The 25,280-nt window shown below is 61.6% G+C and carries 28 protein-coding genes and 3 pseudogenes; 6 read left to right on the top strand and 25 right to left on the bottom strand.

Going from position 1 to position 25,280, the window contains the following annotated elements:
• Positions 1-186 precede the first annotated feature (186 nt).
• Positions 187-744 (top strand): cupin, encoded by a 558-nt coding sequence (locus AMC88_RS32830; protein ID WP_225897144.1) that lies wholly within the window; start codon positions 187-189, stop codon positions 742-744.
• Here AMC88_RS32830 and AMC88_RS29570 read toward each other — a convergent pair.
• From AMC88_RS29570 to AMC88_RS29520, 11 genes and pseudogenes are all read right to left on the bottom strand, one after another.
• Positions 741-1,466 carry an amino acid ABC transporter ATP-binding protein gene (locus AMC88_RS29570; protein ID WP_037145889.1) on the bottom strand — a complete coding sequence of 242 codons (726 nt, stop codon included), beginning with the start codon at positions 1,464-1,466 and terminating at the stop codon, positions 741-743. The genes AMC88_RS32830 and AMC88_RS29570 overlap by 4 nt on opposite strands.
• Positions 1,444-2,103 (bottom strand): amino acid ABC transporter permease, encoded by a 660-nt coding sequence (locus tag AMC88_RS29565; protein WP_037145887.1) that lies wholly within the window; start codon positions 2,101-2,103, stop codon positions 1,444-1,446. The genes AMC88_RS29570 and AMC88_RS29565 overlap by 23 nt, the downstream gene beginning before the upstream one ends.
• A complete protein-coding gene (locus tag AMC88_RS29560; protein ID WP_064830209.1) occupies positions 2,100-2,771 on the bottom strand; it encodes an amino acid ABC transporter permease in 672 nt (223 codons plus the stop codon). The genes AMC88_RS29565 and AMC88_RS29560 overlap by 4 nt, the downstream gene beginning before the upstream one ends.
• A 75-nt stretch (positions 2,772-2,846) precedes the next feature.
• Entirely contained in the window at positions 2,847-3,632 is a 786-nt protein-coding gene (locus AMC88_RS29555; RefSeq protein WP_064830208.1) for a transporter substrate-binding domain-containing protein, read from the bottom strand.
• 4 nt (positions 3,633-3,636) lie between these two features.
• Positions 3,637-4,386, bottom strand: coding sequence for a GntR family transcriptional regulator (locus AMC88_RS34635; RefSeq protein ID WP_064830207.1), 750 nt, complete (start codon positions 4,384-4,386; stop codon positions 3,637-3,639).
• A gap of 211 nt (positions 4,387-4,597) precedes the next feature.
• Positions 4,598-5,368, bottom strand: a complete 771-nt coding sequence (locus tag AMC88_RS29545; protein WP_010025547.1) for an amino acid ABC transporter ATP-binding protein — start codon at positions 5,366-5,368, stop codon at positions 4,598-4,600.
• Positions 5,369-5,380: 12 nt separating this feature from the next.
• Complete coding sequence (locus AMC88_RS29540; protein ID WP_037145879.1) at positions 5,381-6,040, bottom strand: amino acid ABC transporter permease; 660 nt, start codon at positions 6,038-6,040, stop codon at positions 5,381-5,383.
• 5 nt (positions 6,041-6,045) lie between these two features.
• Entirely contained in the window at positions 6,046-6,708 is a 663-nt protein-coding gene (locus tag AMC88_RS29535) for an amino acid ABC transporter permease (protein WP_016735724.1), read from the bottom strand.
• A 163-nt stretch (positions 6,709-6,871) separates the two neighbouring features.
• The gene (locus AMC88_RS29530) at positions 6,872-7,711 is read right to left on the bottom strand and encodes a transporter substrate-binding domain-containing protein (RefSeq protein WP_010024938.1); all 840 of its coding nucleotides are present in this window, start codon (positions 7,709-7,711) and stop codon (positions 6,872-6,874) included.
• 375 nt (positions 7,712-8,086) lie between these two features.
• Positions 8,087-8,588, bottom strand: a pseudogene (locus tag AMC88_RS29525) (DUF1217 domain-containing protein); the annotation flags it as partial.
• A gap of 26 nt (positions 8,589-8,614) precedes the next feature.
• Positions 8,615-9,262 (bottom strand): TetR/AcrR family transcriptional regulator, encoded by a 648-nt coding sequence (locus AMC88_RS29520; RefSeq protein WP_010024936.1) that lies wholly within the window; start codon positions 9,260-9,262, stop codon positions 8,615-8,617.
• Positions 9,263-9,661: 399 nt separating this feature from the next.
• Between AMC88_RS29520 and AMC88_RS34375 the strand changes: the two genes are divergently transcribed.
• The 3 genes and pseudogenes from AMC88_RS34375 to AMC88_RS32825 all read left to right on the top strand — a co-directional run.
• Complete coding sequence (locus tag AMC88_RS34375; protein ID WP_225880666.1) at positions 9,662-9,877, top strand: EF-hand domain-containing protein; 216 nt, start codon at positions 9,662-9,664, stop codon at positions 9,875-9,877.
• A 16-nt stretch (positions 9,878-9,893) separates the two neighbouring features.
• Positions 9,894-10,055, top strand: coding sequence for an EF-hand domain-containing protein (locus tag AMC88_RS34370; RefSeq protein WP_225880153.1), 162 nt, complete (start codon positions 9,894-9,896; stop codon positions 10,053-10,055).
• 208 nt (positions 10,056-10,263) lie between these two features.
• Positions 10,264-10,482 (top strand): annotated as a pseudogene (locus AMC88_RS32825) (flagellar basal body protein); the annotation flags it as partial.
• Here AMC88_RS32825 and AMC88_RS29510 read toward each other — a convergent pair.
• Both AMC88_RS29510 and AMC88_RS29505 read right to left on the bottom strand, forming a co-directional pair.
• Positions 10,467-10,822: pseudogene (locus tag AMC88_RS29510) on the bottom strand (PIN domain-containing protein). The pseudogenes AMC88_RS32825 and AMC88_RS29510 sit on opposite strands and share 16 nt — an antisense overlap.
• Positions 10,819-11,067, bottom strand: a complete 249-nt coding sequence (locus tag AMC88_RS29505) for a type II toxin-antitoxin system VapB family antitoxin (RefSeq protein WP_010023905.1) — start codon at positions 11,065-11,067, stop codon at positions 10,819-10,821. The pseudogene AMC88_RS29510 and the gene AMC88_RS29505 overlap by 4 nt, the downstream one beginning before the upstream one ends.
• A gap of 243 nt (positions 11,068-11,310) precedes the next feature.
• On the opposite strand from AMC88_RS29505, the gene AMC88_RS29500 reads away from it, so the two are divergent.
• The gene (locus AMC88_RS29500) at positions 11,311-13,128 is read left to right on the top strand and encodes a methyl-accepting chemotaxis protein (protein ID WP_037146277.1); all 1,818 of its coding nucleotides are present in this window, start codon (positions 11,311-11,313) and stop codon (positions 13,126-13,128) included.
• Positions 13,129-13,173: 45 nt separating this feature from the next.
• On the opposite strand, the gene doeB is transcribed toward AMC88_RS29500, so the two are convergent.
• The 10 genes from doeB to ehuR all read right to left on the bottom strand — a co-directional run bounded on the left by doeB (position 13,174) and on the right by ehuR (position 22,774).
• A complete protein-coding gene (gene doeB, locus AMC88_RS29495) occupies positions 13,174-14,181 on the bottom strand; it encodes a N(2)-acetyl-L-2,4-diaminobutanoate deacetylase DoeB (protein ID WP_037145875.1) in 1,008 nt (335 codons plus the stop codon).
• Between the two features lie 7 nt (positions 14,182-14,188).
• Positions 14,189-15,370, bottom strand: a complete 1,182-nt coding sequence (gene doeA / locus AMC88_RS29490) for an ectoine hydrolase DoeA (RefSeq protein ID WP_064830206.1) — start codon at positions 15,368-15,370, stop codon at positions 14,189-14,191.
• Between the two features lie 32 nt (positions 15,371-15,402).
• Positions 15,403-16,395, bottom strand: a complete 993-nt coding sequence (gene eutC / locus AMC88_RS29485; RefSeq protein ID WP_037145872.1) for an ectoine utilization protein EutC — start codon at positions 16,393-16,395, stop codon at positions 15,403-15,405.
• Positions 16,392-17,393: a hydroxyectoine utilization dehydratase EutB gene (gene eutB / locus AMC88_RS29480; RefSeq protein WP_064830322.1), complete on the bottom strand. Its 1,002-nt coding sequence runs from the start codon at positions 17,391-17,393 to the stop codon at positions 16,392-16,394. The genes eutC and eutB overlap by 4 nt, the downstream gene beginning before the upstream one ends.
• 4 nt (positions 17,394-17,397) lie before the next feature.
• Positions 17,398-18,177 carry an ectoine utilization protein EutA gene (gene eutA / locus AMC88_RS29475; RefSeq protein ID WP_064830205.1) on the bottom strand — a complete coding sequence of 260 codons (780 nt, stop codon included), beginning with the start codon at positions 18,175-18,177 and terminating at the stop codon, positions 17,398-17,400.
• A 1-nt stretch (position 18,178) separates the two neighbouring features.
• A complete protein-coding gene (gene ehuD, locus AMC88_RS29470) occupies positions 18,179-18,838 on the bottom strand; it encodes an ectoine/hydroxyectoine ABC transporter permease subunit EhuD (protein ID WP_016735737.1) in 660 nt (219 codons plus the stop codon).
• A 4-nt stretch (positions 18,839-18,842) separates the two neighbouring features.
• Positions 18,843-19,502: an ectoine/hydroxyectoine ABC transporter permease subunit EhuC gene (gene ehuC, locus AMC88_RS29465; protein WP_037146273.1), complete on the bottom strand. Its 660-nt coding sequence runs from the start codon at positions 19,500-19,502 to the stop codon at positions 18,843-18,845.
• A gap of 75 nt (positions 19,503-19,577) precedes the next feature.
• A complete protein-coding gene (ehuB, locus tag AMC88_RS29460; RefSeq protein WP_012489906.1) occupies positions 19,578-20,426 on the bottom strand; it encodes an ectoine/hydroxyectoine ABC transporter substrate-binding protein EhuB in 849 nt (282 codons plus the stop codon).
• 59 nt (positions 20,427-20,485) lie between these two features.
• Positions 20,486-21,271, bottom strand: coding sequence for an ectoine/hydroxyectoine ABC transporter ATP-binding protein EhuA (gene ehuA / locus AMC88_RS29455; protein WP_004673709.1), 786 nt, complete (start codon positions 21,269-21,271; stop codon positions 20,486-20,488).
• A 117-nt stretch (positions 21,272-21,388) separates the two neighbouring features.
• Entirely contained in the window at positions 21,389-22,774 is a 1,386-nt protein-coding gene (gene ehuR / locus AMC88_RS29450; RefSeq protein WP_037145862.1) for a MocR-like ectoine utilization transcription factor EhuR, read from the bottom strand.
• 100 nt (positions 22,775-22,874) lie between these two features.
• On the opposite strand from ehuR, the gene AMC88_RS29445 reads away from it, so the two are divergent.
• Positions 22,875-23,372 carry an Lrp/AsnC family transcriptional regulator gene (locus AMC88_RS29445; protein ID WP_004672121.1) on the top strand — a complete coding sequence of 166 codons (498 nt, stop codon included), beginning with the start codon at positions 22,875-22,877 and terminating at the stop codon, positions 23,370-23,372.
• A 165-nt stretch (positions 23,373-23,537) separates the two neighbouring features.
• On the opposite strand, the gene AMC88_RS29440 is transcribed toward AMC88_RS29445, so the two are convergent.
• The gene (locus tag AMC88_RS29440; protein ID WP_064830204.1) at positions 23,538-24,281 is read right to left on the bottom strand and encodes an amino acid ABC transporter ATP-binding protein; all 744 of its coding nucleotides are present in this window, start codon (positions 24,279-24,281) and stop codon (positions 23,538-23,540) included.
• Positions 24,278-25,252 (bottom strand): amino acid ABC transporter permease, encoded by a 975-nt coding sequence (locus tag AMC88_RS29435; protein WP_037145859.1) that lies wholly within the window; start codon positions 25,250-25,252, stop codon positions 24,278-24,280. Before AMC88_RS29435 ends, AMC88_RS29440 begins: the two co-directional genes overlap by 4 nt.
• Positions 25,253-25,280 lie beyond the last annotated feature (28 nt).

Raw genomic sequence — 25,280 nt, 5'->3', positions numbered from 1 at the left:
AGGCCTCCCGCCGGTCCCCCACTATCCTCCGGGAGGCGACAGCGCGCCGAGGAACCTTTGGCAAACACCAAGGTTTAGTTTTTTGAAGCCGACAGCGCGGGTGACTTCGGTGACGAGCGCTCCGAAAAGGTCTGAGCGAGCAGCGTCAACGCCCCCCGGCAATCGGTGACAAGCCAGGCATCCAACGTGCATGTGGAAACGATAATTTTCGAGCCGAGCGATTGGGTCCCCAACAATCAGCGTCTTCCGGTGTTACTTTACAAGGGGCTTCTTGACGACGACCGACGTTGTGATTTCGAAGGTCGCTTCGCGGAAAGCGGTTGGACAGACATCTGGACAAACGGTGTCTTCGATTATCAGCACTACCATGCCGGCGCGCATGAGGTGCTCGGAGTGGCACGTGGCAGCGCCACCCTGCTGATTGGCGGTCCCGGCGGTCAGGCCATCGAGGTCACGGCGGGGGACTGTTTGGTGCTTCCGGCCGGGACAGGGCATCAAAATCTCGGCTGCACGCCGGACTTCCAGGTCGTCGGCGCTTATCCCAAGGGACAGCACGCCGACATTCAGACTTCGGCTGCATCAGACGAAATGCTGGCTAAAATCGCGTCCGTACCCATCCCCCATAGCGATCCCGTTCAAGGTCCATCGGGATTTCTCACCAAGACATGGCGGGAGCCACCAACAAGCGGGCGGCACACGACCGCTCGACAAGCCTTACATTCGTTTCACCCGCGACGCCCCTAGCCGACACCGAGGAACTGCCTGAGCTCGGCAGTTTGCGGGTTGGCGAAGACATCCTCCGGGCGGCCTTCTTCGTGGACCCTGCCCTGATGCATGAAGACGACGCGGCTGCAGACGTCGCGGGCAAACTTCATCTCATGCGTGACCATCAGGAGCGTCATTCCCTCGGCGGCAAGCTCGCGCACCACCGCCAGAACTTCGGCGACCAGTTCCGGATCGAGCGCCGAGGTAATCTCGTCGCAGAGAAGTGCGGTCGGCTGCATGGCGAGCGCGCGGGCAATGGCGACGCGCTGTTGCTGGCCACCCGAGAGCTCATCCGGATAGGCGTCGAACTTGTGGCCCAGCCCCACCCGCTCCAGCATCTTGCGGGCGACGGCTTCTGCCTCGGCCTTCGGAGTTTTCTTGACCACGGTTTGCGACAGCATGACATTGCCGCCGGCGCTCAAGTGCGGGAAAAGGTTGAATTGCTGAAAGATCATGCCGACCTTGAGACGCAGCGCCTTCAGATGCACCTCGTCGCCGAGGAGCTGCGCACCGGCCACGGAGATGGAGCCGCTGGTGATGGCCTCCAGACCGTTGATGCAGCGAAGCAGGGTCGATTTGCCCGAACCGCTCTTGCCGATAATGGCGATGACTTCCCCCGGCTCTACATCGAGATTGATGCCTTTCAGCACCTCGGTGGCGCCAAAGCTTTTGCGGACTTCAGTGATTTCGATGAGCGACATTGAGCTTCCTCTCCAGGATCTGGCTGCTTTTTGACAAGGGCCAGCAAAGGGCGAAGTAGATGAGGGCGACGAGCCCATAGACGGTGAAGGGCTGGAAGGTGGCGTTGGTGACCACGGTGCCGGCTTTCGACAATTCGACGAAGCCGATGATCGAGGTCAGCGCCGTTCCCTTGATAATCTGGACGGAAAAGCCGACCGTGGGCGGGATGGCGACCCTCAGCGCCTGCGGAAGGATGACGTAGCGCATCTGCTGCAACCGCCCCATGCCAAGGCTGGCGGAGGCTTCCCATTGGCCTCTGGCGACCGACTCGACGCAGCCTCGCCATATTTCGGCGAGAAAGGCTGCGGTCCACAGGATGAGCGCCATGCCCGCGGCAAGCCAGGCCGGCACATCGATGCCGAAGAGACCGAGACCGAAAAAAGCAATGAAGAGCTGCATCAGCAACGGCGTGCCCTGGAAGAGCTCGATATAATATTTCGCGAATGCCCTGCACGCCTTATTCTTGCTGATGCGCAGCAACAGCAACCCCAGTCCGACCGCGCCGCCGCCGATGAAGGAGACGAGCGAGAGAAGGATCGTCCAGCGGGTGGCGAGCAGCAGGTTGCGCAGTATATCCCAGAGGGTGAACTCGATCATAGCGCCGCTCTCCTTGGAAAAATCAACCCGCCGACGACAGCCAGCACCTGCCGGAGCAGGATCGCCAGCGTGAGATAAATGGCAGTCGAGACGATGTAGGCCTCGAAGGCGCGGAAGGTTCGCGACTGTATGAAGTTTGCGGCAAAGGTCAGATCTTCGGCGGCGATCTGCGACACGACCGACGAGCCGAGCATGACGATGACGACTTGCGACGACAGCGCCGGCCAGATTCGCTGCAGCGAAGGCACGAGAACCACATGCCGGAAGGTCTCGAAGCGGGTCATGGCGAGGCTCTCGCCCGCCTCGAACTGGCCCTTCGGCGTTGCCTGGATACCGGCACGGACAATCTCGCAGCCATAGGCGCCGAGATTGACGACCATTGCAAGGTTGGCCGCCGTCAGTTCGGAAAGATGGAGGCCGATCGACGGCAGACCGAAAAAGATGAAAAAGAGCTGGATCAGGAAGGGCGTATTGCGGATCAGCTCGACATAGGCCGCAACGACCGGCTTCAGCCAGGCCGGGCCGAGTGCCCGCACCCAGGCGCAGAAAATGCCGAGCGAAATGCCAAGCACCCCGCCGACCGCGATAAGCTCCAAGGTGATCAGGATGCCCTTGATGATGTCAGGGTAATATTGAAGCAGCCAGCCGAATTCGAAATGGTAGCTCAAGGAATGTCCCCTCTTGCGGTGACGGAGTGCATGTCTCCCGCGGCCGCAGGAGACATGCGCAAGAACCAGGTTTGCTTACAGATCGGACGGCAGATCGGCGCCGAGCCACTTCCGCGATATCGCGTTCAGCGTGCCGTCGGTTTTGGCGGCGGCGATAATGCCGTTCACCTTCTCCAGCAGGGCGGACTGTTCCTTGTTGAGGCCGATGTAGCAGGGGGAGTTCTTGATGAGGAACTTCAGCTCCGGGCGCTTGGGAGGATTCTTGGCGAGGATCGCCGCCGCCACGACATTGCCGGTGGCAATGATATCGACCTGGCCGGACAGGAACGCCGAGATCGTGCCGTTATTGTCCTCGTAACGCTTGATCGTCGCGCCGGTTGGCGCGATTTTCGTCAGCTCGAGATCCTCCACTGCGCCGCGCGTGACACCGATGCTCTTGCCTGCGAGATCTTCCGTCTTGGCGACAGCAAGATCGGCCGGTCCGAACACGCCGTTGAAGAAGGGCGCGTAGGCGACCGAGAAGTCGATCACCTTTTCGCGGTCCGGATTCTTGCCAAGGCTTGATATGACAAGATCGACCTTGTTCGTCTGCAGATAGGGGACGCGGTTGGCGCTCGTGACCGGCACGAGCTCGGCTTTGACGCCGAGCTTTTCGGCAATGAGATTGGCCATGTCGATATCATAGCCCATGGGCGCCATGTCGGTGCCGACGCTGCCGAAAGGCGGGAAATCCTGCGGGACAGCGACGCGCAGCGTCCCGCGCGCCGTAATGTCGGCGAGAGCATCGGCGTGAGACGGCGCGTTGAAGCCGAAGGTCGCGGCCAGGGTCGCGATTGCGAAGAAGACTCGTCTTGTCAGCATGGGTTCATTGCTCCTTTGAGGTTGTGGCTTTCAAGTCTGGCTGTTGGGAGACGGCGGACGCGGTCTTGGGCGGCAGCGACAGGGAATTGCGCAGATCCGAAAGCGGATCCGGGCGTGCCGTGAGATCGAGGCCCATTTCGACTTCATCAAGATGTTCGACGGAGAGCGCCGCAGCTTTGACAAAGTCGCCCGCCTGCATGGCCTCGAAAATGCGGCAATGCCCCTCGTGGGACTGCGCCGCGTGAAATTCGGACTGATAGAGCATCGAGATGAGGATGGTCCTTGCGGTCAGGTCACGCAGGATATCGACGATGATGGCGTTCCCGCTCAGTTCCGCGATGCGGATATGAAAATCGCCCATCAGATAGGTCAGGCGCTGGCGGTCGCCCGCCGCCATTGCATTCCGCTCCTCGTTCAGATGCGCGTCGAGAGCTTTGCGGCCCTCCTCCGCCAGCACGCGCATGCTGCGCAGCAAACCGGCCTCGACGATACGCCGCGCCTCATAAACCGCGATCGCATCTTCGGCGGACGGCTCGACGACAAACCAGCCTCGCCGAGGGCTGACATGCACGATACCGCGGGTCTCCAGGCGCATCATGGCTTCACGGACGCGGGTTCGGGATACGCCGAAGAGCGTTGCCAGCTGATTTTCGCCAAGCCGCGTACCGGGCCGAATCCTGGCAGACAGGATGCCGGAGACGATCGTCGCCTCGATGGACTTCTGCGTGGTCTCGGATGTGTGGCTCTCTTGCATACAAGAGAGAAAGCAAAGCGCATGCCAAAATCATGCGGCCAGGATTTTCAAGAGGGCTCGGATGCGTTGCGGGAAATTTGCCTGCAGGGAATGCAGCCTGCGCGGAATTTATGCGGGCGCCGGCCCCCTCCCCGCACCGATCTCCTGATCGTCAACCGACCGGGCAGCGGCACCGGCGCCGGAGGCGCCGAACTGCCTCGCTTGGCGTTTTTTAGTTGAAGCTCGAGGTTTTGAGGAATTCGGCCAACCGTTCGGTCTTCGGACGCACGAACATTTCCTTCGGATCGCCCTCCTCGCAGATGACGCCCTGGTTCATGAAGATGACGCGGGACGAAACCTCGTAGGCAAAACGCATCTCGTGGGTGACGAGCAGCATGGTCATGCCGTCGGCGGCAAGCCCCTTGATCACCTGCAGCACCTCGCCCACCAGTTCCGGGTCGAGCGCCGAGGTTACCTCATCGAACAGCATCAGCCGCGGCGACATGGCGATGGCGCGAGCAATTGCAACGCGCTGCTGCTGGCCGCCGGAGAGCTGACCGGGATAATGGTTGGTGCGGGCGGCGAGGCCGACGCGGTCGAGCCATTTTTCGGCGATGATGCGGGCCTCCGGCTTGGTCATCTTCTTCACTTTGATGAGGCCGAGCATGACGTTTTCGGCGGCGCTCATATGCGGGAAGAGATTGAACTGCTGGAAGGCCATGCCGGTCAGCGCGCGCTGGCGGGCAATCTCCTTTTCGCTCTTGCGCCGCCGCGTCGCACCATCGACGCGATAGCCGATCTCTTCGCCGTCGAGGCGGATCGTGCCGCCCTGGAATTCCTCAAGCATGTTGACGCAGCGCAGCAAGGTGGTCTTGCCGGAACCGGACGAACCGATGATCGAGATGACCTCGCCTTCCTGCACAGCGCAATCGACGCCTTTGAGAACCTCGTGGATGCCGTAAGTCTTGCGCAGACCCTTGATGTCGAGAATGGTCTTGGCCATCGGGAAGTCTCCTCAGGACGGCAGGGCGGTCTTGCGCTCGACATATTTGCCGAAGTGCTCGATGCCGTAGTTGACGATGAAATAGAGACCACCGGCCAGAAAATAGAACTGGAGGCTCATGAAATTGCGGGAAATGATCTCCTGCGTGCGCAGCAGAAGCTCCGCGACGCCGATGACCGAGAGCAGCGTCGACGCCTTCACCATTTCGGCCGCCGTATTCACCCATGCCGGCAGGCACTGGCGCATGGCCTGCGGCCACAGCACCGAGGTAAAGGTCTGGGTAAAGGTCAGGCCGATCGCCTTGGCGGCTTCCGTCTGCCCCTTCGGGATCGCCTGAAGCGCTCCGCGCACGATCTCGCCGACATGGGAAGAGCAGAAGATGGCAAGGGCGAGCACCCCGGCGGAAAACGGCCCGAGATCGAGACCGACCGCAGCGGAGACGTAATAGCTTGCCAGCACGAGAACGAGCACCGGCGTGCCGCGGATGATATCCGTATAGGCGCGCACGATGAGGCGTAAAATCATGCCGCCATAGACGAGCGCCAGGCCGACGAAAACGCCGATGACGGAGCCGGCGAGAATGGCCAGCAGCGAGATCGACACCGTCATGGCGATGCCGTTCATGATGACGTAGCGGGCGATCCAGAGTTGTTCGAGAAAAGTGTGGGACATCGGGACTATCTCGGCAGGGCCAGACGGCGCTCGACGAGGCGCATCAGGGCGGCGATGAGGAAACAGGTCGCGACATAGAGAGCTGATGTGACCATCCAGGTCTCTATGACACGGAAGCTCTCGACATTGATCTTGCGGGCGGCAAAGGTCAGTTCGGGCACGGCGATGGCGGCGGCGAGCGACGTGTCCTTGAAGAGCGAGATGATCGTCGACGAAAGCGATGGCAGCACGTTGCGCAGCATCAGCGGCGCAATGATGGAACTGCGGATCTGCATCCCGGTCAGGCCGATGGCGAGTCCCGCTTCGGTCAGTCCTCTCGGAATCGACAGCAGGCCGGCACGGAATACTTCGGCCAGATAGGCGCCGGAATAGAGGGAGAGAACCAGCACGAAGCTTTTCATCTTGTCGAGGCGCAAGCCCATCTGCGGCAGCGCGAAAAAGGCGAAAAGCACGAGGACGAGAATCGGCAGGTTGCGAATGACAGTGACATAAATGCGCGCCGGCACGAGCGCGAAGCGCCTCCTGGATGTCAGCGCGAAAGCGACGACAAGACCGATTGCGGCCCCGATCAGGATCGAGATCACGGCAAGGCCGAGGCTGAGCGCAAGTCCGCTTAGCAGAAAGTCGAAATTGCGCCAGACGACCGCGAAATTCAGCGTGTAACCCATGCAGGCCCTTTCAGACCGGAGCTGATGTCGAACGCGCGAGCGGTTCGGACGACATCATGCTCCAACTCCTCGATTTAGAACCGGATACCAATCTTAGGCCGACCCCGGCCTAAGATCATCCTGTTCCTGCGGAGCGGGTTTGAGATCCCGCCTCGCATGACCGTCACTTGAATTCGACGGGGAAGCCGATCTGCGGCGGCGTCAGGTCTTTGCCGAACCAGGTCTTGAAGGACTTGGCGTAGAAGTCGAATTCGACGCCGGTCATGGCTTCGTGAAGAGCAGTGTTGACGAAGTTCAGCCAGTCCTGGTCACCGCGTTTGACGGCGCAGGCATAGGTCTGCGGGTTCCAGCCGTAGCCGGCATCCTTGTAGCGGCCTGGGTTCTGCGTCATGTACCAGGCGAGCGACGACTGGTCCGTGGCGACGGCATCCGCACGCCCCGACTCCAGCGCCTGGTAGATCAGGTCGACGGATTCGTACTGGTCGACGGTCGCCTCGGGCAATGCCGCATGCACCATCGTCTCCGCATAGACGTTCTGCAGAACCGAGATGGTGGCCGAGGAACCCGCCGCCTTCAGAGCGGCATAATCGGCATACTTTCCGTCCGCCTTGAGCATCAGGCCGACGCCCTCGCGATAATAGGGAATGGTAAAGGCCACCTGCTGGGCGCGTTCCCCCGTAACGGTCATGAACTGGCAGGTAATATCGACCTTGTCGGTGGTGATGTTCGGAATGCGGGCGTCCGAGGACTGATTGACATATTCGATCTTCTCCGGATCGCCGAACAGGGCCTTGGCGATGATGTGGCCCATGTCGACATCGAAGCCCTGAAGCTTGTCGTCCGCGCTCTTGAAGTGCCAGGGTGCATTGGTGCTGCCCGTGCCGAGAACGAGATGGCCGCGGGCCAGCACTTCATCGAGCTTGCTGCCCTCGGCGAGCACAGGCGTGGACAACAAAGCGGCGGCGACCAGCGATATCACACCGGTGCGAAAGGAAATGGTCATGGCGTTCCCCTTATGGATGGTTCCCATTGTTCCAGTATAATGGACGCGTGTCTGTTTTACTGGAATAATGTATCAAGTGCCATCAAGGATGAATTGTCAATGGGTCATGCCGAAAAAACGCGCAGCAGTGCGCGTGGTGATATTTTTGGCAGTGCAGCATTTTTTTCGACCGCTTTCCGAGCGGACCACTTGCTGCGTTCTGACCGCTTGGGGTTGCCAAGATGGTCGAAGCAAAATGTGCGGCGATTATGTGGACTCCAAAGAGGTCGCCCAAGCGACTTCTGGAGAGTTCTCCCACAAGAAGTGTTCCCGATCGGTCTCGGAGTGGCGGCCGCCGAACGACGTTGGGCGGTGGTAACGGAGTAGGATCACTTTGGAAGCAATCGTCGCAGAGGCCACTGCATAAGCACTTGTCACCAGTGAAATCTGGTCTTCCGACAGGAGACCGCCGTCGACGGAGCCGTCCTCGTTGAAGTTGAAGGCCTTTGCGAGGCTGACATAGACGTCGTCGTCGAGCTGGTTGACGAAACTGTCGGCGTCGTCGAGATCGCTCGTAAGGACATCTTTCCGAAAGCTGCTCGATGTGTATTCGGTGCTGAGGCCGAACGCCGTCAGCACATAGTTCTTCAGCCGCGAACTCGACAGGAAATCGTCGACCGACGTAATCGACGCGATGTTCTCCTCGAAATAAATCGGTCTCGTCGTCGATGGTGTCCGCCTCGGTCTCGAAGGACGCCTCATAGGCGTCCAGCAGGTAGTCCCGCTGCACGTCCGACTGTGCTGTCTTGGTCTCTCCGGAAAATTTGAAGGCAGCGGCGAACTCGGCATAACGGCTGTCACTCAAGCTGTTGGCTAAGCTCGATGAATCGCTGAGGTCCAAGAGTCAGAAATGCTCTCGTTCGCTCAGGCGGCGCCGATGCCGGCGGCAAAGATCGCAATTGAGCGGCGAAGATGGGCAAGCAGCGCTGCCCGCTCGGGCCAGGCCTGAGCACGGCCCTCCGGCGGTCCCATGCCTCCGAAGATCATGTCCATCAGCATCCGGGCTCCGCTCAGCGGATCGTCCAGGGTAAGCCGGCCCTCGGCCCGGCGATCGCTCAGCCAGTCGGCCAGCTCCTGTCGGCTGGCGAGCATGCCTTCCCGTTGCAGGATGTCGACGAGCTCAGGAAATTGTGCTGCTTCACGGAAGACGAGTTGCAGGAAACCGGCGCGGTCCGCATCTCTGTCCTCGTCCATGTCGAGCATGAAGATCCGTTCAAGGCTTTCGGCGATCGAACAGTCTTCGGCGGGCCGTGGCAGATCAAGCATCAGGCGCCGATACGCCGCGACGACGGCGGCGAACAGCTCTTCTTTGCTCTCAAACAGGCGATAGAGCGTCTGTTTGGAAACGCCCGCTTCGGAGGCGACGACCGCGGTCGTGCTTCCGGCATATCCGTATTTCACAAAAACCCGGCGGGCCACTTCGACGATCTGCACGCGCTTGTCTTCGTCGGTGGAGACTTTCGGCCGGCCTCGTCTGCGCGGCTCCTCCGCGGGCTCATCGATAGCTTTCATGACCGTCTAACCCGCCCTGCCGAAGCGCACGCCGACGACCTGAGAAAGCGCACTACGATTTCTGAGGGATTTCTTCGGTTGTAGCATTAGCGATTTCGATTTAGAGAACTAATACGTTCTGTAACGCGTTGCATCCCACCTTAGCGATGGAGCGCTTATGACGACCATTTCTGCTGCAAACATCAATCTCTTCCTATTCTTATAGCAGGAGCTCGACGTCCGCATCCGAGGACATCCTTTCGTGTAATACGGTTTCAGCAAAAAAATCAACAACCACCCAGCTGTCCGACGAAGACTCGAGCAGCAGCACCGACAAGCTCTTGTCGCAGCTGATGGCCATGTCGATGAACCTTCTCCGATCAATCCGGCCCCGGCGGGGAACAGGATGGCGGTGAAGGCATGGATGTCTCACAATTGGATACCGATGGCGACGGCTATGTCAACAAGGCCGAATTCGCCGCGGCCCGGCCCTCCGATGTGATGGAGGACCAGGCTGGAACGCTGTTTGACAGTTTCGACAGCGAGGGCACCGGCTCGCTCTCGCTCGATGCGCTCGCCGAAGCCATGTCCGCCCGACAATCGGAATGTGCCGACGGACCGCCACCGCCGCGATGATGGCGAGCTGTCGTCAATGCTCTCCGATCTCGAGACGGACGGCGACGGGCTGGTGTCGTTGGAAGAGTTCATGGCCGGCAAGCCTGATGACGTCACCGAAAGCCAGGCGAGCCAGCTCTTTGCGCTGCTCGATAGCTCAGGCACCGGTTCGTTGTCCGTCCAGTCCGCCGCGAGCTGACGATCCATACGGGCTCGTCGCGTTGCAGTTCGTTTCTTCACGCATGGTGCGCCGTAACGGGCGCACGACGCCCGCGCACGGATGAGCCGCAGCGCCTATCGCCATCACGAGGCAATCCAGACACGCAAATCATCGACCGGCGCCGGCCTTCGTCCGGGTGCGCGCGATGACGCGCGCCCGCAATCCGGCCCTGGAAGCCTTTCGTCACATGGCATGTTCCCAAACCTTGAAGGTCGAGCCATGCGCATTTTTTGGAAGCATGAAAACCGCCGTCTCGGGCATGAGCGCGCAGGCAAACCGGCTGAGCACGGTTTCCGACAATATCGCCGATGCGAACACCGTCGGCTACAAGGCCGCTTCCACCTCGTCAGCAAGATCGACTTCGGTCGGCAAACAGTCTGATGAAGGACGTCAGAATTCCCAAGGGGAAATCAACTCAAGGCCTGTCCCGGCAAAGTCGCTCAGATTTCGCGTTGCCAGTCGACCGCCATTGACCCGCGCAATTGCGGCGATCATGCCGTCCGGCGCCGACATTCCGCGCCCTTGACGCGCGGCGGCCCCCATGATGTCGCCATAAGCAAGAGCAGCCTCTTCAGTCAGACCAAAAATTCGGTCCGCGAAGCGGCGCCGCCAGTCGGAGAGTGCCTTCTCGAGGCGTTCGGCTCGCTGATCTGGCCGGATCTTCTGGATACCAGCCAGGCGATGACGGCTTCGCTCGGAGATTTTCTCAAAGTTTCCGAAACGACCTTGGCATCGAGAAAAATCAAAGCTCAATGCCCTTGTGAACCTGCCTGCCTTCCCTGATGACAGCTTCAAGGTCGATGTCCGTCCCGCATTGTTGCGAAAGCCTGTTATAGAAGGACACAGCCGGCTCGCGCCCGGCTTCGCGTATTTCATAGGATTCAAGAGCCCGCTCGACAATGTCGGCTATCGAGCGATTTTCACGGCGGGCAAGCCGATGTGCAAGATCCCGCGCCTTTGCGCTCCGTACAGAAAGTTGCGGTTCAGCCATGAGATCTCCTTCACAGTCAATATAAACCCTGCCGTCTCAGCCATCAAGATGGCAGACGATGGCTTGACACCACGTCAAGGGAAAAACGACCCAATTTTGGACACTTGACAGGCCCTTAAATAGGTCGCCGGAGCAACTGAGATCTAAAAGAATTAACTATATTGCAGCGTTCTTGCGAAATAATGATCCACGTACATCAGGCATCTCGAAGAAGAGACGCCGCAAAGTTATTTGGAGACGATCTTGGCATTTACTATTGCCCGCAGTTTGGTGGCCTTCGGCGTTGCTGTTTCGACAGGTCTTTTCATGTCGATCGGGTTGCAGCAATCGGCGCTCGAGCGGCTGAAGGTCAATGGCCCGGTTTACGAGCAGGTGGTCTACGGCAAGGATCTCATTGCCGATATTCTGCCGCCGCCGCTCTTCGTTGTGGAATCCTACATGCTGTCTTTCGAGGCAAGCAAATTTCCCGAACTGGCCGAGACCAATCTTGCCAAGATCGCAAATCTTAAGGCCGCTTACGACGACCGCCGCGCCTACTGGAAATCCACCCGGCTGCCGCAATCCTTGAAGGACGAGCTTGAAAACGATGTCCTCGCCAAGGGCGATCTGTTCTGGCAGGTGATGAACCGTGAAATCATCCCAGCCCTGAACGCCAAGGACGAAAACAAGGCGCATGGAGCCATCGAGCAATTGCGCGTCGCCTTCCACGCACATCAGGATGCAGTCGAAAAGCTTGTCGCAAATTCCGACGCCTTCCTGAAGGGCGAAGAAAGCAATGCCGCCTCGGAGATTGTCACCTGGACGATCTACGCGGGCGCCGCCGGCTTCGGCTCCTTCGCCCTGCTGCTGGTTGGGCTCTATCTTCTGCGCCGCCGGGCTATCGTGCCGCTGGATGGCATGAAAGCCTATATGGGCAACCTCGCCGAAGGCGATTTCTCGACCGAAGTCCCCTACGCCAACCGCTCCGACGAAATCGGCGCCATGTCCAAGGCGGTGGCGGTGTTCCGCCGCAACGCGCTGGAGCGGCAGGACGCACAGAAGCGCGAAACGGCGCTTCGCGATCAGGAATTCCAGCGCGAGCGCAGCCAGATGGCCGAAAAAGCTGCCGAGGAGCAGCGACGGGAAACGGTGATCGAGGAGTTGACCTACGGCTTGGACCAACTCTCGCTCGGCAATCTCGATTGCCGGATCACCACAGGCTTCGCCCCGGCCTACGAAATGTTGCGGGCCAAGTTCAACAACAGTATGGATGCGCTCTGCGCCTCGATGGCGGAGATCTCCCGGACATCCAGAGAGGTCGGCAGCTCTTCCGCCGGCATCACGGACGCGGCCGACAGCCTGGCATCCCGCACCGAACAGCAGGCCGCAATGCTCGAAGAGGCGACCGCCGCGCTCGGCGAAATGAACGCCAAGGCCAAGGACGCTTCGAACCATGCCGGCAAGGCCACCGGCATGATGGCCGAGACTCGCAGCAGCGCCGAACATTCGGCCGCCGTCGTGCGCGAAGCGATTGCCGCCATGCAAAAGATCGAAGGCTCGTCCGCCCAGATCGGCGAGATCGTCAACGTCATCGACGAAATTGCCTTCCAGACCAACCTCCTGGCGCTCAATGCCGGTGTCGAGGCCGCCCGCGCCGGCGAAGCCGGCAAGGGTTTCGCCGTCGTGGCGCAGGAAGTGCGTGAGCTCGCCCTCCGCTCGGCCAACGCCGCCAAAGAGATCAGATCTCTGATTTCCACGTCGTCGTCGCAGGTTTCCACCGGCGTCGAGCTCGTCAACCGCACCGGCAAGGCGCTGATGGAAATCGAAGGCCAAGTCGAACAGGTCGCCGGCCTGATCGCCCGCATCGTTTCGGTCTCTTCCGAGCAGGCCGTGGCGATCGGGGAAATCAACGCCTCGGTCAATGCGCTCGATGAAGTCACGCAGCGTAACGCCGCCATGGCGGTGGAAACCGTCTCGGCCTGCCGCGCGCTCGGCGGCCAGACGCAGACGCTGGAAGGCGTTGTCAGCCGCTTTCAGATCGATGCGGCAACTGCCGGGTCGCGATCGCCGAAAGCGGCCTGACGCGATCGGCGATCGAAACCATCCCGGCGCGGCATGCCCGTGATATCAGCTCGTCACGATCGCCATCACCGCAACGCAGTCGCCCGATTTGACCAGCCCCGGAAAGTGCCGGGCGCAGAGAATGCCGTCCATGGCGGCGCGGATCTCGCGCGGCGCCCTACCGGTCCGCCCGGTCGGATGGATGCGAGCGATGACCGCTCCCTCTTTGACGACGTCACCGAGGTCGATGGCGGGTTCGATCAATCCACCGTCCTCCGCGAAGGAGAAGCAGCGGCCATCCGGCATGTCGAGCCAAATCGTCTGACCGCTATCGACGGCGCCGGCGACGATCCCCGCATGTCGCAGCACGTTCATCACGCCGCGTTTGGCAATCGCCGCACTCCTGGCGGTCGCGGTACCGCCGCCGCCGAGTTCGGTCGTGATGAAGATCTTGCCCATTTCCTCGGCCGCCGTGTCGTACATGCCGACCGCATCAATCTCCAGCATCTGCATCGAATAGGGTGCGGCAAACGCCGTGACGAATTCGAACGCTTTTTCCTGTTGCTGTTTGTTGGGCAGGATATGCGCCGCACAGAAGGGCAGAAAATCGAGCGTCTTGCCGCCGGAATGGAAGTCGAGGACGAGATCCGCCATCGGCAGAAGCACTCGCTGGAAATAGTCGGCGATCTTCTCGGTCACCGTCCCGTCCGGCCGACCGGGGAAACTGCGGTTCATATTGCCTCTGTCGACCGGCGACGTCCTCGTGCCGGCCAGAAACGCCGGAAAATTCATGGCCGGTACGATGATAACGGCGCCGCTTACCTCTTCAGGCTTCAGCGAACGGGCGAGATCGAACAGCGCGATCGGCCCCTCATATTCGTCGCCGTGATTGCCGCCGGTCAGTAGCGCCGTCGGTCCCTTGCCGTTCCTGGCAACCGTTATCGGGATCATCACCGATCCCCAGGCGGAGTCGTCGCGGCTGTAAGGCAGCCTGAGGAAACCGTGCTGGACGCCCTCGGCGGTGAAATCGACCGTCGCGCTGATCGGCGACGGCCGCAAACGGGTCTCTGTCATGACAGCCTCAATCCTTGACCATCAGCTTGCGCGGCACGTTGGCGAGGCACTCGACGCCGCTTTCGGTGATGAGGATGCTCTCCGTCGTCTCGAACCCCATGTCGTCGAGCCACAGGCCGGTCATGAAATGAAATGTCATGCCGGGCTTTAACTCCGTCCGGTCGCCGGGCCGCAGGCTCATGGTGCGCTCGCCCCAATCCGGCGGGTAGGAAAGGCCGATCGGATAGCCCGTGCGGTTGTCCTTGACGATGCCGTATTTCTTCAGGACCGCGAAGAAGGCGTTGGCGATATCCTCGCAGGTGTTGCCGGGCTTGGCGACGGCAAGACCGGCCTCCATGCCCTCCAGCGTCGCTTTTTCGGCATCGAGAAACGCCTGCGTCGGTTTGCCGAGGAAGACGGTGCGCGACAACGGCAGATGATAGCGGTTATAGCAGCCGGCGATTTCGAAGAAGGTGCCCTCGCCCTTCTTCAACGGCCGGTCGTCCCAGGTCAGATGCGGCGCGGATGCTTCGACACCGGACGGCAGCAGCGGCACGATCGCCGGATAATCGCCGCCGATGCCATCGACGCCGCGGGTGCCGGCATCATAGATTTCGGCGACGAGATCGCACTTGCGCATGCCGACTTCGATCTTGTCGAAGATGCGGGCATGCATCGCCTCGACGATGCGGGCGGCATTGCGCATGTATTGGATTTCGGTCTCGCTCTTGACCGCGCGCTGCCAGTTCACCAGCGCGGTCGCGTCAACGAAGCGGGCGTTCGGCAGGTGCTTCTGCAGCGCCGCGAAGGCGGCCGCCGAAAACCAGTAATTGTCCATCTCGACACCGATCGTCAGCTTGCCGAAACCGCGCTCGGTCAGAATGCCGGAGAGATAGTCCATCGGGTGGCGCTCGGTCGACTGCACGTAGTGATCGGGATAGCCGACGATGTTGTCGTGGTTCAGATAGGCGGTGAGTTTGGCGCCGTTGGCATCCTGGCCGCGGCCGAACCAGATTGGCTCGCCCTCCGGCGGCACGATCACCGCCTGATGCACGTAAAAGGACCAGCCGTCATAGCCGGTCAGCCAAGCCATATTCGACGGGTCGCTGACAATAAGCAGGTCGACACCCTTCGCTTCCATGGCGCGCCGTGTCTTTTCCAGCCGCGCGGCATATTCGCCGAGCGAAAACTTCAGATGGGGCTGGGTCATATCTCTTCCCTTCTTCTCCGGCGCCGCGCCGGTCAGCTTTCGAATGTGGTGCCGGCCTTCGCCGCGTCGGCGCGGGCAAAGGCGAGCGTGGCAATGGCGGTGTCCTGAATGCCGGTTCCCGTGAGGTCGGCGATGGTGATCTGGTCGCTGCTCATTCTGCCCGGCATTCGCCCGGCGATGATCCCGCCGAGTTCGGCGAAATCGGCATCGCCTGCGACGAGGCCCGCTTCGATCGCATGGTGCAGCTCGCCGAGCCGGCGCGTCTGCTTCAGGCTGTCGGCGACATAGAGGCCGGCGCCGGCGATGGCCGCAGGATCGATCTCGTTCTTGTGCTCGGCATCCGATCCCATGGCCGTCAGATGCTGCCCGGGTTCGAGCCAGCCGGCGTCGATGATCGGTTTTTCCGCGGGCGTGGTGGTCACGACGATATCGGCACCGGACATTGCTTGCCGCGGGTCGGATATCGCGTTGACGGGAAAGCCGAGCCTTGCCGCCAGTTCCGCAGCCACGCCCTTAGCCCTGGCCGCATCCCGCGCCCATATCCTGGCGTCACGGATCGGCCGCACCAGCCTCAGCGCTTCCAGCTGCAGCTGCGCCTGCATGCCGGCGCCGAAGATCGCCGCCACGCTGGAATTTTGCCGCGACAGATGTTTTGCCGCGACGGCGCCGGCCGCGGCGGTGCGCACGTCGGTGAGATAGCCGTTGTCGAGGAGCAGCGCCTGCACCAGGCCGGTCCGGCTCGACAGCAGCACCATCATGCCATTGGTGCTCGGCAGGCCGATCCTGGGATTGTCGAAGAAGCCGGGGCTGATCTTGATCGCGAAGCTTTCTATCCCCGGCACATAGGCGGTCTTCACATCGACTTCGCCTCGACGCTCGGGAATGTCGAGCCGCAGGATCGGCGGCATGGCGACGGCCTTGGTCGCGAGCGCTGCGAAAGCCTCTTCGACGCAGGCGACCGCATCGCGGTCGAGCACGACAATCTCTCGCAATTCCGCCTCCGTCAGAATGATCATCCGGCTCATGGGCCATCCTCCGCGCAGATTGCAGTCTCGCCGTCCATCACCCGACGATGCTCTTCCATGTCGACATTGCAGCCGGAAAGGACCGCAACGATGGGGCCGGCCGGCCTGATTTTCCCCGCCAGCAAGGCTGCGATGCCGACTGCGCCCGCCCCCTCGATAATCTCGCCCTCACAGGCATAGGCATGTCGCATGCCGGCGGCGATCTCCGCCTCCGTCAGCAGGACCACGTCATCGAGAAGGTCGCGGCACATGGCAAAGGTCACGCGGTTGTCGAGGCCGATGCCGCCGCCGAGCGAGTCGGCAAGGCTGCTCACTTCCTGGACCTGCACCGGCCGGCCGGCATCGAGGCTTGCCTTCATCGCGGCCCCCCGTTCCATCGTCAGGCCGATCACCTTCGTGTTGGGATTGACGCCCTTGACCGCGGCTGCGACGCCCGCCGCAAGGCCGCCGCCCGACAGAGGCACCAGCACCATCGCCGCTTCCGGCAAGGCGTCGATGATCTCGAGCCCCAGCGTCCCCTGCCCGGCGACGACATCGGGATGGTCGAAGGGCGGGACCATCACCAGCCCGTCCTCGCGCACCAGCCGGTCCACCTCCTGCTGCGCCTCGTCCTGCGATCGCCCGACGATACGCACCTCGGCGCCGAGACGGCGGATTTCCGAAACCTTGTTTTCCGGCACTAGCCGCGACATGCAGATCGTCGCGACCATGCCCTGCGCCTTCGCGGCATGGGCAAGTGCCCGGCCGTGATTTCCGGTCGAGGCGGCAATGACGCCGCGCGCCCTTTCCGCCGGCGACAATGACAACACTGCATTTGTCGCCCCGCGCAGCTTGAAGCTGCCCGTCGTCTGGTGATGTTCGAGCTTCAGCCAGACCGGAACACCGGCGATCGCGCCGAGCGGCGCCGACAGCACGATCGGTGTTTTCACGACATGGCTTCCGATCCGCTGCGCTGCCGCACGGATATCCTCTAGCGAAACCGGCAAGGCGCTCGCCATCATCTCAGCCTTCCCCATAGGGCCTGGCCATCAGCTGGCCGAATTCGGGCCGCGCCCGATCATCGCCGCACAGCCTCAGACAGGCCCAGGCGGTTGCGAGGTTGCTGGTCACCACCGGCTTGCCGGTCTCGGCTTCGATGCGGGCGGCGACTTGTGCGGCGCGCAGAGCAGTGCAGGAAATGAACAGCGCATCCGACTGCGGCGCCAGCGCCTCCCGCGCGAAGGCGGCGATCTCATCCGGGGCGATGCGGGCCATCTCCCGGTCGTCGCTGAGGCCAAGGCAGGTGAAACGATCGATCATGAAACCGAGATCGGCAAAATAATCCGCCATCGGCCGGCTGGTTTCGATCGTATATGGCGTCAGCACCGAAATCCGGCGAGCGCCGAAGGTCTGCAGGCCCTTCACGGCCGCCGCCGTCGGCGTCACTACGGGAACGCCGGGTTTGGACAGATGGATTGCCGTTTCGATACTGCGATCGCCGATAACGACCGAGGCGGAGGTGCAGGAATACATGACCACATCCAGCGTCTCATCCGGCAGGATCAGCCCGGCGCCCTCCGTTAACGACGGCTGCATTTTCCGAAGATTTTCCGGCGTCACCGGATTGGCATAGTGGATGCGGCTGACATAGACGCCGATACGGTCGCTGGCGACCATGCGCCGGAAGTCGACTTCGCTCGTGTGATCGGTCGCCAGGATGACAAGGCCGATGCGCTTTTCGAGCGGCCGGTCGTCCAGCCGTGGCCGCCGGTCGGCGGCAATGATTTCGATTGCTGCGGTCATCTTAGTCATCCATCCTGGCGTAGCGCTCCTCGAGCCAGCGCAAGCCCACGACCGAGACCAGGCTGATGACGAGGAAGAAGACGCCGACGAGCGTCATCGGTTCGATGTAGCGATAGTTGCTGTTGGCGATGCTCTTGGCCTGGTTCATCAGCTCGAGCACGGTGATCGCCGAAAGCAGCGGCGTCTCCTTGAACATGGCGATGAAGTAGTTGGCGAGCGCCGGGATCATCGGCGGGATGGCCTGCGGCAGGACCACGTGGATCCAGGCTTGGCGTGTCGTCAGATTGGTGGCCCTGGCCGCCTCCCATTGCCCGCGTGGCACATTCTCGATGCCGGCGCGATAGACCTCGGCGGTATAGGTCGCATAGTGAATGCCCATGCCGATGACGCCGGCGGTGAGCGGCGACAGCCGGATGCCGATATCCGGCAGCACGTAAAAGATGAAGTAGAGCTGCACCAGCAGCGGTGTACCGCGGATGAATTCCGAGACGAAGCCGACCGTCCTGGAAATGGCGGCGACCGGGGACCGTCGCGCAATCGCCAGACCGAGGCCAACGACCATGGCGACCGCAGCGCCGAGGACGGTGGCGAGAATGGTGATCTTGAACCCTTCGAGAAGGGTCGGCATGATCTGCCAGACGAAATCCCAATCCCATTCCATCCGATCAGGTCCTTATGCCGTCGACGCCGCGCGCCATCCGCCGCTCCAGCCGGCGCATCGCCGCCGAAATCGCCAGGGCCATGAGGAAGTAGAGGATGAGGATGGTCGCGAAGGGCACCAGCGTATTGCCGGTCTGCGCCCGCACCACCTGTGCCTGGAAGGTCATATCCGTCAGCGAGATCAGCGAAACGACGGCCGTGCCCTTCAGGAGCTCGATCGCATTGTTGCAGAAGGTCGGCAGCATCAGCGGCAGCGCCTGCGGCAGGATGACGTGGCGCATACGCTGATATCGTGACAGGTTGAGCGCAACACAAGCTTCCGATTGTTCGCGCCCGACGGCCTTGACGGCGCCGCGCACCACCTCCGCGCCATAGGCGCCGACATTCAGGCCGAGCGCTAGCACTCCGGCCTGCAGCGGCGTCAGGGTCAAGCCGGCAAAAGGCAGCACGAAATAGACCCAGAAGAGCTGCACGAAGATCGAGGTGCCGCGGAAGAATTCGATATAGGCCGTCGCCAGAGCCCGCACGGCAAAGAAGCGTGAAAGGCGGCCGAGGCCCGCCAGGAAGGCCATGACCAGCGCCAGCGCGGACCCCATGACCGTCAGCTGGAGCGTCACCAGGGCGCCCTCAAGGATCAGTGTCAGATAGCCGGACCATACCGACATCGGCAACTCACTTCTTTGGAGATTGTTTCGCGACAAGCCGGCCACGCCCATGGCATGGCCGGCTGCTCGCCTCGATTATTTCGCCGCGGCGCAGAGCTTGTCGCGGCTCGTCGACATGGCGGCCTTGGCCGAGAAGCCGTAGGGCTCGATGATCTTGGCGAATTCGCCCGATTCCTTCAGCTTCTTCAGCTCGACGTCGAAGGCATCGCGCAGCGCCACGTCCTGCTTGCGGAAGGCGGCGCCGTCGCAATAGACCGGCGCGTTGACGACGGGGGCGACGGTTTCGAGGTTCGGATCCTGCGCCTTGTCCATCAGATCGTGGATCGACAGGACCGGCAGCGAATAGACGTCGATGCGGCCGTCCTGCAGCATCTTGATACCGCTTTGCCCATCCGGAACGACGATGACGCGGTCACGCGGCACGCCGGCTTCCAGCGCCAGCTTTTCCTCAGTCCCGCCGCCCGGCGCGCCGATCTTGGCGTTCGGATTGTCGGCGATATCCTTGTAGCTCGTCAGCTTCAGCGGGTTGCCCTTCTTGAGAGCAAAGGCTTCGGCATCGCACAGGATCGGTTCGGAATAGGCAACGGCGTTGCAGCGTTCGGGTTTCATGAAAAGGCCCGCCGTAATTGCGTCGTGTCGGCCGGCCTGCAGGCCGGGGATCATCGCGCCGTATTCCGAGATCGAGGCGACCACTTCCTTGACGCCGAGTTTTTCGAAGATCACACGCGCCACATCGGGGGCGGCGCCCGACACCTTGCCGTCGGCGCCGACGGCGGTGAATGGCGGCTCATTGGCGATGGCGATGCGGGCAAAGCCCTGCTCCTTCAGCTGTTCGAGCTTGTCATCGGCGGCGGATGCCGGGGCGGCCGCCGTAACCAGAAGCACCGACAGGCTGACGGCGCTCAAAACATATCCTGCTTTCATCGTTCCCAACTCCTCTGGCTTTCTCTTTGAGTTTTGTTGTTCGCGGGCAATGTCTGAGGTCAGACGCGGTGCCCTGCCGCGATGATCTTGCGCAGGAAGGTCTGCGTCCGTTCCTGCGTCGGATTGCGGAAGATGTCGCCGGGCTTGCCTTCCTCGACGATCCTGCCGCGATCGAAAAACAGCACGCGGTCGGCAAAGTCGTGGGCGAAACCCATTTCGTGGGTGACGAGAAGCATCGTCATATCGGTCTCGGAGGCGAGCTTCCGCATGACATTCAGCACCTCCTCGACGAGTTCCGGGTCAAGTGCCGAGGTCACCTCGTCGAACAGCATTATCTTCGGCGACAACGCTAAGGCCCGGGCGATGGCGACACGCTGCTTCTGCCCGCCGGAAAGCTGCGCCGGGACGCTTCTCGCCTTGTCGGCAAGGCCGACCATCTCGAGAAGCTCCATCGCCCGCTTCTCGGCTTGCGGCCGCTTGATACCCTTGGTCAACATGGGTGCCAGCGTCACGTTGTCGAGGACGCATTTGTGCGGAAACAGATTGAAGTGCTGGAAGACCATGCCGATCTTTTCGCGCATACGATGCAAGTGGCGCTCATCGGCCGGCACAAGTCCGCCGCCGTTCGGCATATGATAGAGCTGTTCGCCATCGACCTCGATATGGCCGCCGCTGATCGTCTCCAGCGTCATCAGGATGCGCAGGATCGTCGTCTTGCCGGAGCCGGACGGCCCGATCAGCGCCAGCTTCTCGCCCGGCATGACATTCATCGACAGCCCGTCGAGCACGGTCAGCGGGCCGTATCTCTTGACGATGTTGTCGATGCGGATGATGGGCGCGGGCATTCATGTCTCTCCTTGTTGAGACAAGCAATGTCCTAACGATGACGGCCCAGCGAAATCATGTCAATTCGCAAAATAATATCATGACAATTATTCTGCAGAGCCCAAAGGGCAATGGCGTCAAATCGCCAGTAGCAGCTCCTCCGGATTTCCCTGCGCCAATGCGGCAACGATCCCAAGACCGGTCCGCAATTCACTTTCCGTCGTCGAGCCGAGCGATATGCGCACGGCCGGCGTCGAGCCCTGATCGGCGGTGCGGAACGATTTGCCGGGCGCGATCGCCACCCCGCGCAGCCTTGCCTGGGCGACAAACCCGTCCTCCGCATGGTGGCCGGAAAGCGGCAGCCATACATGCAGGCTTTGCGGATGCGCCCGGTAGCTGAGCCCAGCCAGCATCTCCGCCGCGATCGCGTGACGGCCGGCAAGGGCGCGGCGCTGCCAGTTGACGAGTTCCATCGCCGTGCCTTCACTGACCCAGCGGCTGGCGATCTCGGCCATGGCGGGCGTCGCCATCCAGCTGGAGACGAGATGCCGGTTGGCGACAGCGGCGACATAGCGGTCGGGGGCGACGAGATAACCGATCCGGAGGCCGGGAACCGTGATCTTGGTGAAGCTGGTGACGTAGAGCGTCCGCTCCGGCGCGAAGGCCGCCATCGGCGGCGGCCTGTTCTCGACCAGCGGACCGAGAATATCGTTCTCGATGATCGCAATGTCATGCTTGGCGGCGACAGCGGCGAGCGCCTGCCGTCGCTCGCCGCTCATCACCGCCGCCATCGGATTGATCACCGAGGGCTGCAGGAAGATCGCCCGGATCGGCCCTGTCCGGCAGGCTTCATCCAGCGCTTCCGGGATCATGCCTTGCTCGTCGATTGGCAGCCCTTCGAGGTGCAGGCCGAGATAACCGCAGAGCGGCACGAGCGTATGGTGGCTGATCGCCTCGGTCGCAATCGTCGAGCCGGGCGGCGCGACGCTCATCAGCGCCACCGTCATGCCCGAGGTCGCGCCATTCGTCAGGCTGATGTTCAGCGGCGATACCTCCAGCCCGCAACGCGCCAGCCATTCGGTGGCGACAGCGCGGTGGCGTGGAAAGACCATGTTCGGTCGGAACGACAGGGCCGAGCTGGAGGGCAGGTTTTCCGAAAGCCAGCCGAAGGCCTGGCGCAGCCTTTCCAGATGGATCTGCTCGCAGACCGGCTTGAGGATCGACAGATCAATCACCTCGCCCAGCCGCTCCGGCAGATAAGGCGGCTCCGGCTCGCGCGGCCTGGTCTGGACGAAGCTGCCGCGGCCGATCTCGCCGGAGATCAGCCCGCGGCGGCTGAGCTCGTCATAGGCGCGGCTCACCGTCTGCACCGACAGATGCAGGTCGTCCGCCAGCTTGCGGTGCGGCGGCAATTGCGCCCCGTCGGAGAGCTTGCCGTCGGTGATCGCGTTGGCGATCTGCTCGGCGAGCGAGAGGTAGGCCGGTCGGCGGAGTTGCGAAGGATCGGGGCGCCACTTTGTCATGATTTCACACTGCTGAAAATCAGTTCAATTGACAATGCCAAAATGTGCTCCCATTGTCTTTTCCCTGTGTTTGAAATGATTTCTTTCTAAAGAAAGCACCATGAAACTCGACGCCATCGACCTGCGCATTCTCGACGCCGTCCAGCGCGACGGCCGCATCACCAAGCTGGCGCTGGCCGAAAAGGCCGGGCTGTCGCCGACGCCGTGCTGGATGCGGCTGCGCAAGCTCGAAAAGGCGGGCGTGATCATCGGCTACCACGCCCGCATCGCTCCACGCCGCATCGCGCCGGTCGCCAGCGTGATGATGGAGGTGACGCTCGCCAATCATCGCCAGGCCGATTTCGAACGCTTCGAGCGCGCCGTTGCCGCAATCCCGGAGATCGTTGCCTGCTGGTCGGTCGGCGGCGGTGTCGATTATATCCTGAAGATCATGACAGCCGATATCGATGCCTATCAGCGGCTGGTCGACGGACTTCTCGACCGCGAACTCGGCATCGACCGCTACTTCACCTACATCGTCACCAAGACGGTGAAGGAGGAAACGGTGCTTCCGGTTTCTTCCTTTGCCGGATCCGGCGAGGACCAGAGCGCGTCGTAGACAATCTCTCTACCAGTCCGAATGGAAACTGGAGGCGTACCCGTCGCAGCCACATCGCGACGAGAGATCCTCATCGGCCGACGCCGCCTGAGGGTGTAGCCTGCAGCGAGGAACGCGGCACAGGATCAATAGTCGTCGGATCAGCCGTGCTTCCACCGAATGTTGCTAGTGCTTAAGGATTTGACTGAGGAACAGCTTGGTCCGCTCATGCTGCGGATTGTCGAAGAATCCTGCTGGCGCCCCCTGCTCGACGATCTGCCCTGTGTTCATGAAGATCACCCGGTCCGCAACGGCGCGCGCAAAGCCCATTTCGTGGGTGACGCAAACCATGGTCATGCCGTCCTTGGCAAGACCGGTCATGGTTTCGAGCACCTCCGAGACCATTTCCGGATCCAGCGCCGAGGTCGGCTCGTCGAACAGCATGACTGCCGGCTGCATACAGAGCGACCTGGCAATGGCGACGCGCTGCTGCTGGCCGCCCGACAGCTGGATCGGATATTTGTTGGCCTGTTCGGGGATGCGCACGCGCTCCAGAAATTTCAGCGCCGTCTTCTTCGCCTCGGCCGCCGGCACGCCCTTGATCCACATCGGCCCGACCATGCAGTTCATCAGCACCGTCATATGCGGGAAGAGGTTGAAGTGCTGGAACACCATGCCGACATTCTTCCGGACGTCGCCGACATTGCGCATCTTGTTGTGGAGAGTGATGCCGTTGACGGTGATCTCCCCCTCCTGATGCGCCTCGAGCCGGTTGAAGCAGCGGATCAGCGTTGACTTGCCGGATCCCGAAGGACCGCAGACGACGATTCGCTCGCCCTTGCTGACCGTGAGATTGATATCCTTCAGCACCTGAAAAGCGCCGTACCACTTCGAAACGTTTTTCGCTTCAATGATCTTGTCGCCGTTCATCGGACTTTGCTCCTGGCATAATGACGTTCGATACGCGCTTGGATAAGTTCGAGGCCGATCGACATGATCCAGTAGAGCATGGCGGCGGAAATCAGCATTTCCATGTGCTGGAAAGTCTTCTGGCCCAGCGTGCGGGCCAGGAACATCAGTTCCCAGACGCCGATGACGGAGACCAGCGAGCTGTCCTTCAGCATCGAGATGAACTGGTTGCCGGTCGGCGGAATGATGACGGGCAGCGCCTGCGGCAGGATGATCTTGCGCATGGTGATGCCGAAGCCGAAGCCGATCGAGCGTGAGGCCTCCCACTGGCCGCGATCGATGCTCTGAATGCCCGAACGGAAGATCTCGGTCATATAGGCGCCGTAGCAGAGCGAGAGCGCAAGAATACCGGCGGGCACTGCGTCGATGACGAAGCCCAGCTGCGGCAAGCCGAGATAGATCAGATAGACCTGCATCAGCAGTGGAAGGCCGCGGAAGAACGAGGTGTAGAAACTGGCAATCGCATAGGCGAAGCCGTTGGTGGAGAGCTTGGCGACGGCACCCAATATGGCAATTGCCGAGGCGATCACGATCGAGACGGCAGAGACGTAGATCGTCGTCACCAGGCCCTGGGTGATCATGAACGGCAGTTTTTCGGCGATGAACGGCAGGCTCAGATGGAATGTCGCAAAAAACGCCAAAAAGAGGCCGAGCAGTTCCAGCCAGACAATGGCGATCTGCACCCGCAGGGACGCAAAGCCGATCAGCACGACATTCAAAACCAACAGCAAGGCGACGACGAAAGCGATGGCGAAACGACCGTAAAAGCCGCTGGCAGCGGGATCGCCGATGACGGGACGCATCAATTCGCCCATCGTCGTACCGGTCATATTGAACATCAGCAAAAACGCCAGCGCCACGGCAAACAGCGCCGCGACGAACCACGGCTTATGGACGAGTACTTCGGATTCGACTGTATCGGGATAAAGCATTTCTTGCCCCTCGCGGCAAATCGACGGT

The organism is Rhizobium phaseoli, assembly GCF_001664385.1.
GTDB classification, from domain to species: domain Bacteria; phylum Pseudomonadota; class Alphaproteobacteria; order Rhizobiales; family Rhizobiaceae; genus Rhizobium; species Rhizobium phaseoli.
The sequence above is the reverse complement of the archived record's forward strand: the minus strand, read 5'-3'. Positions and strand labels throughout refer to the sequence as shown.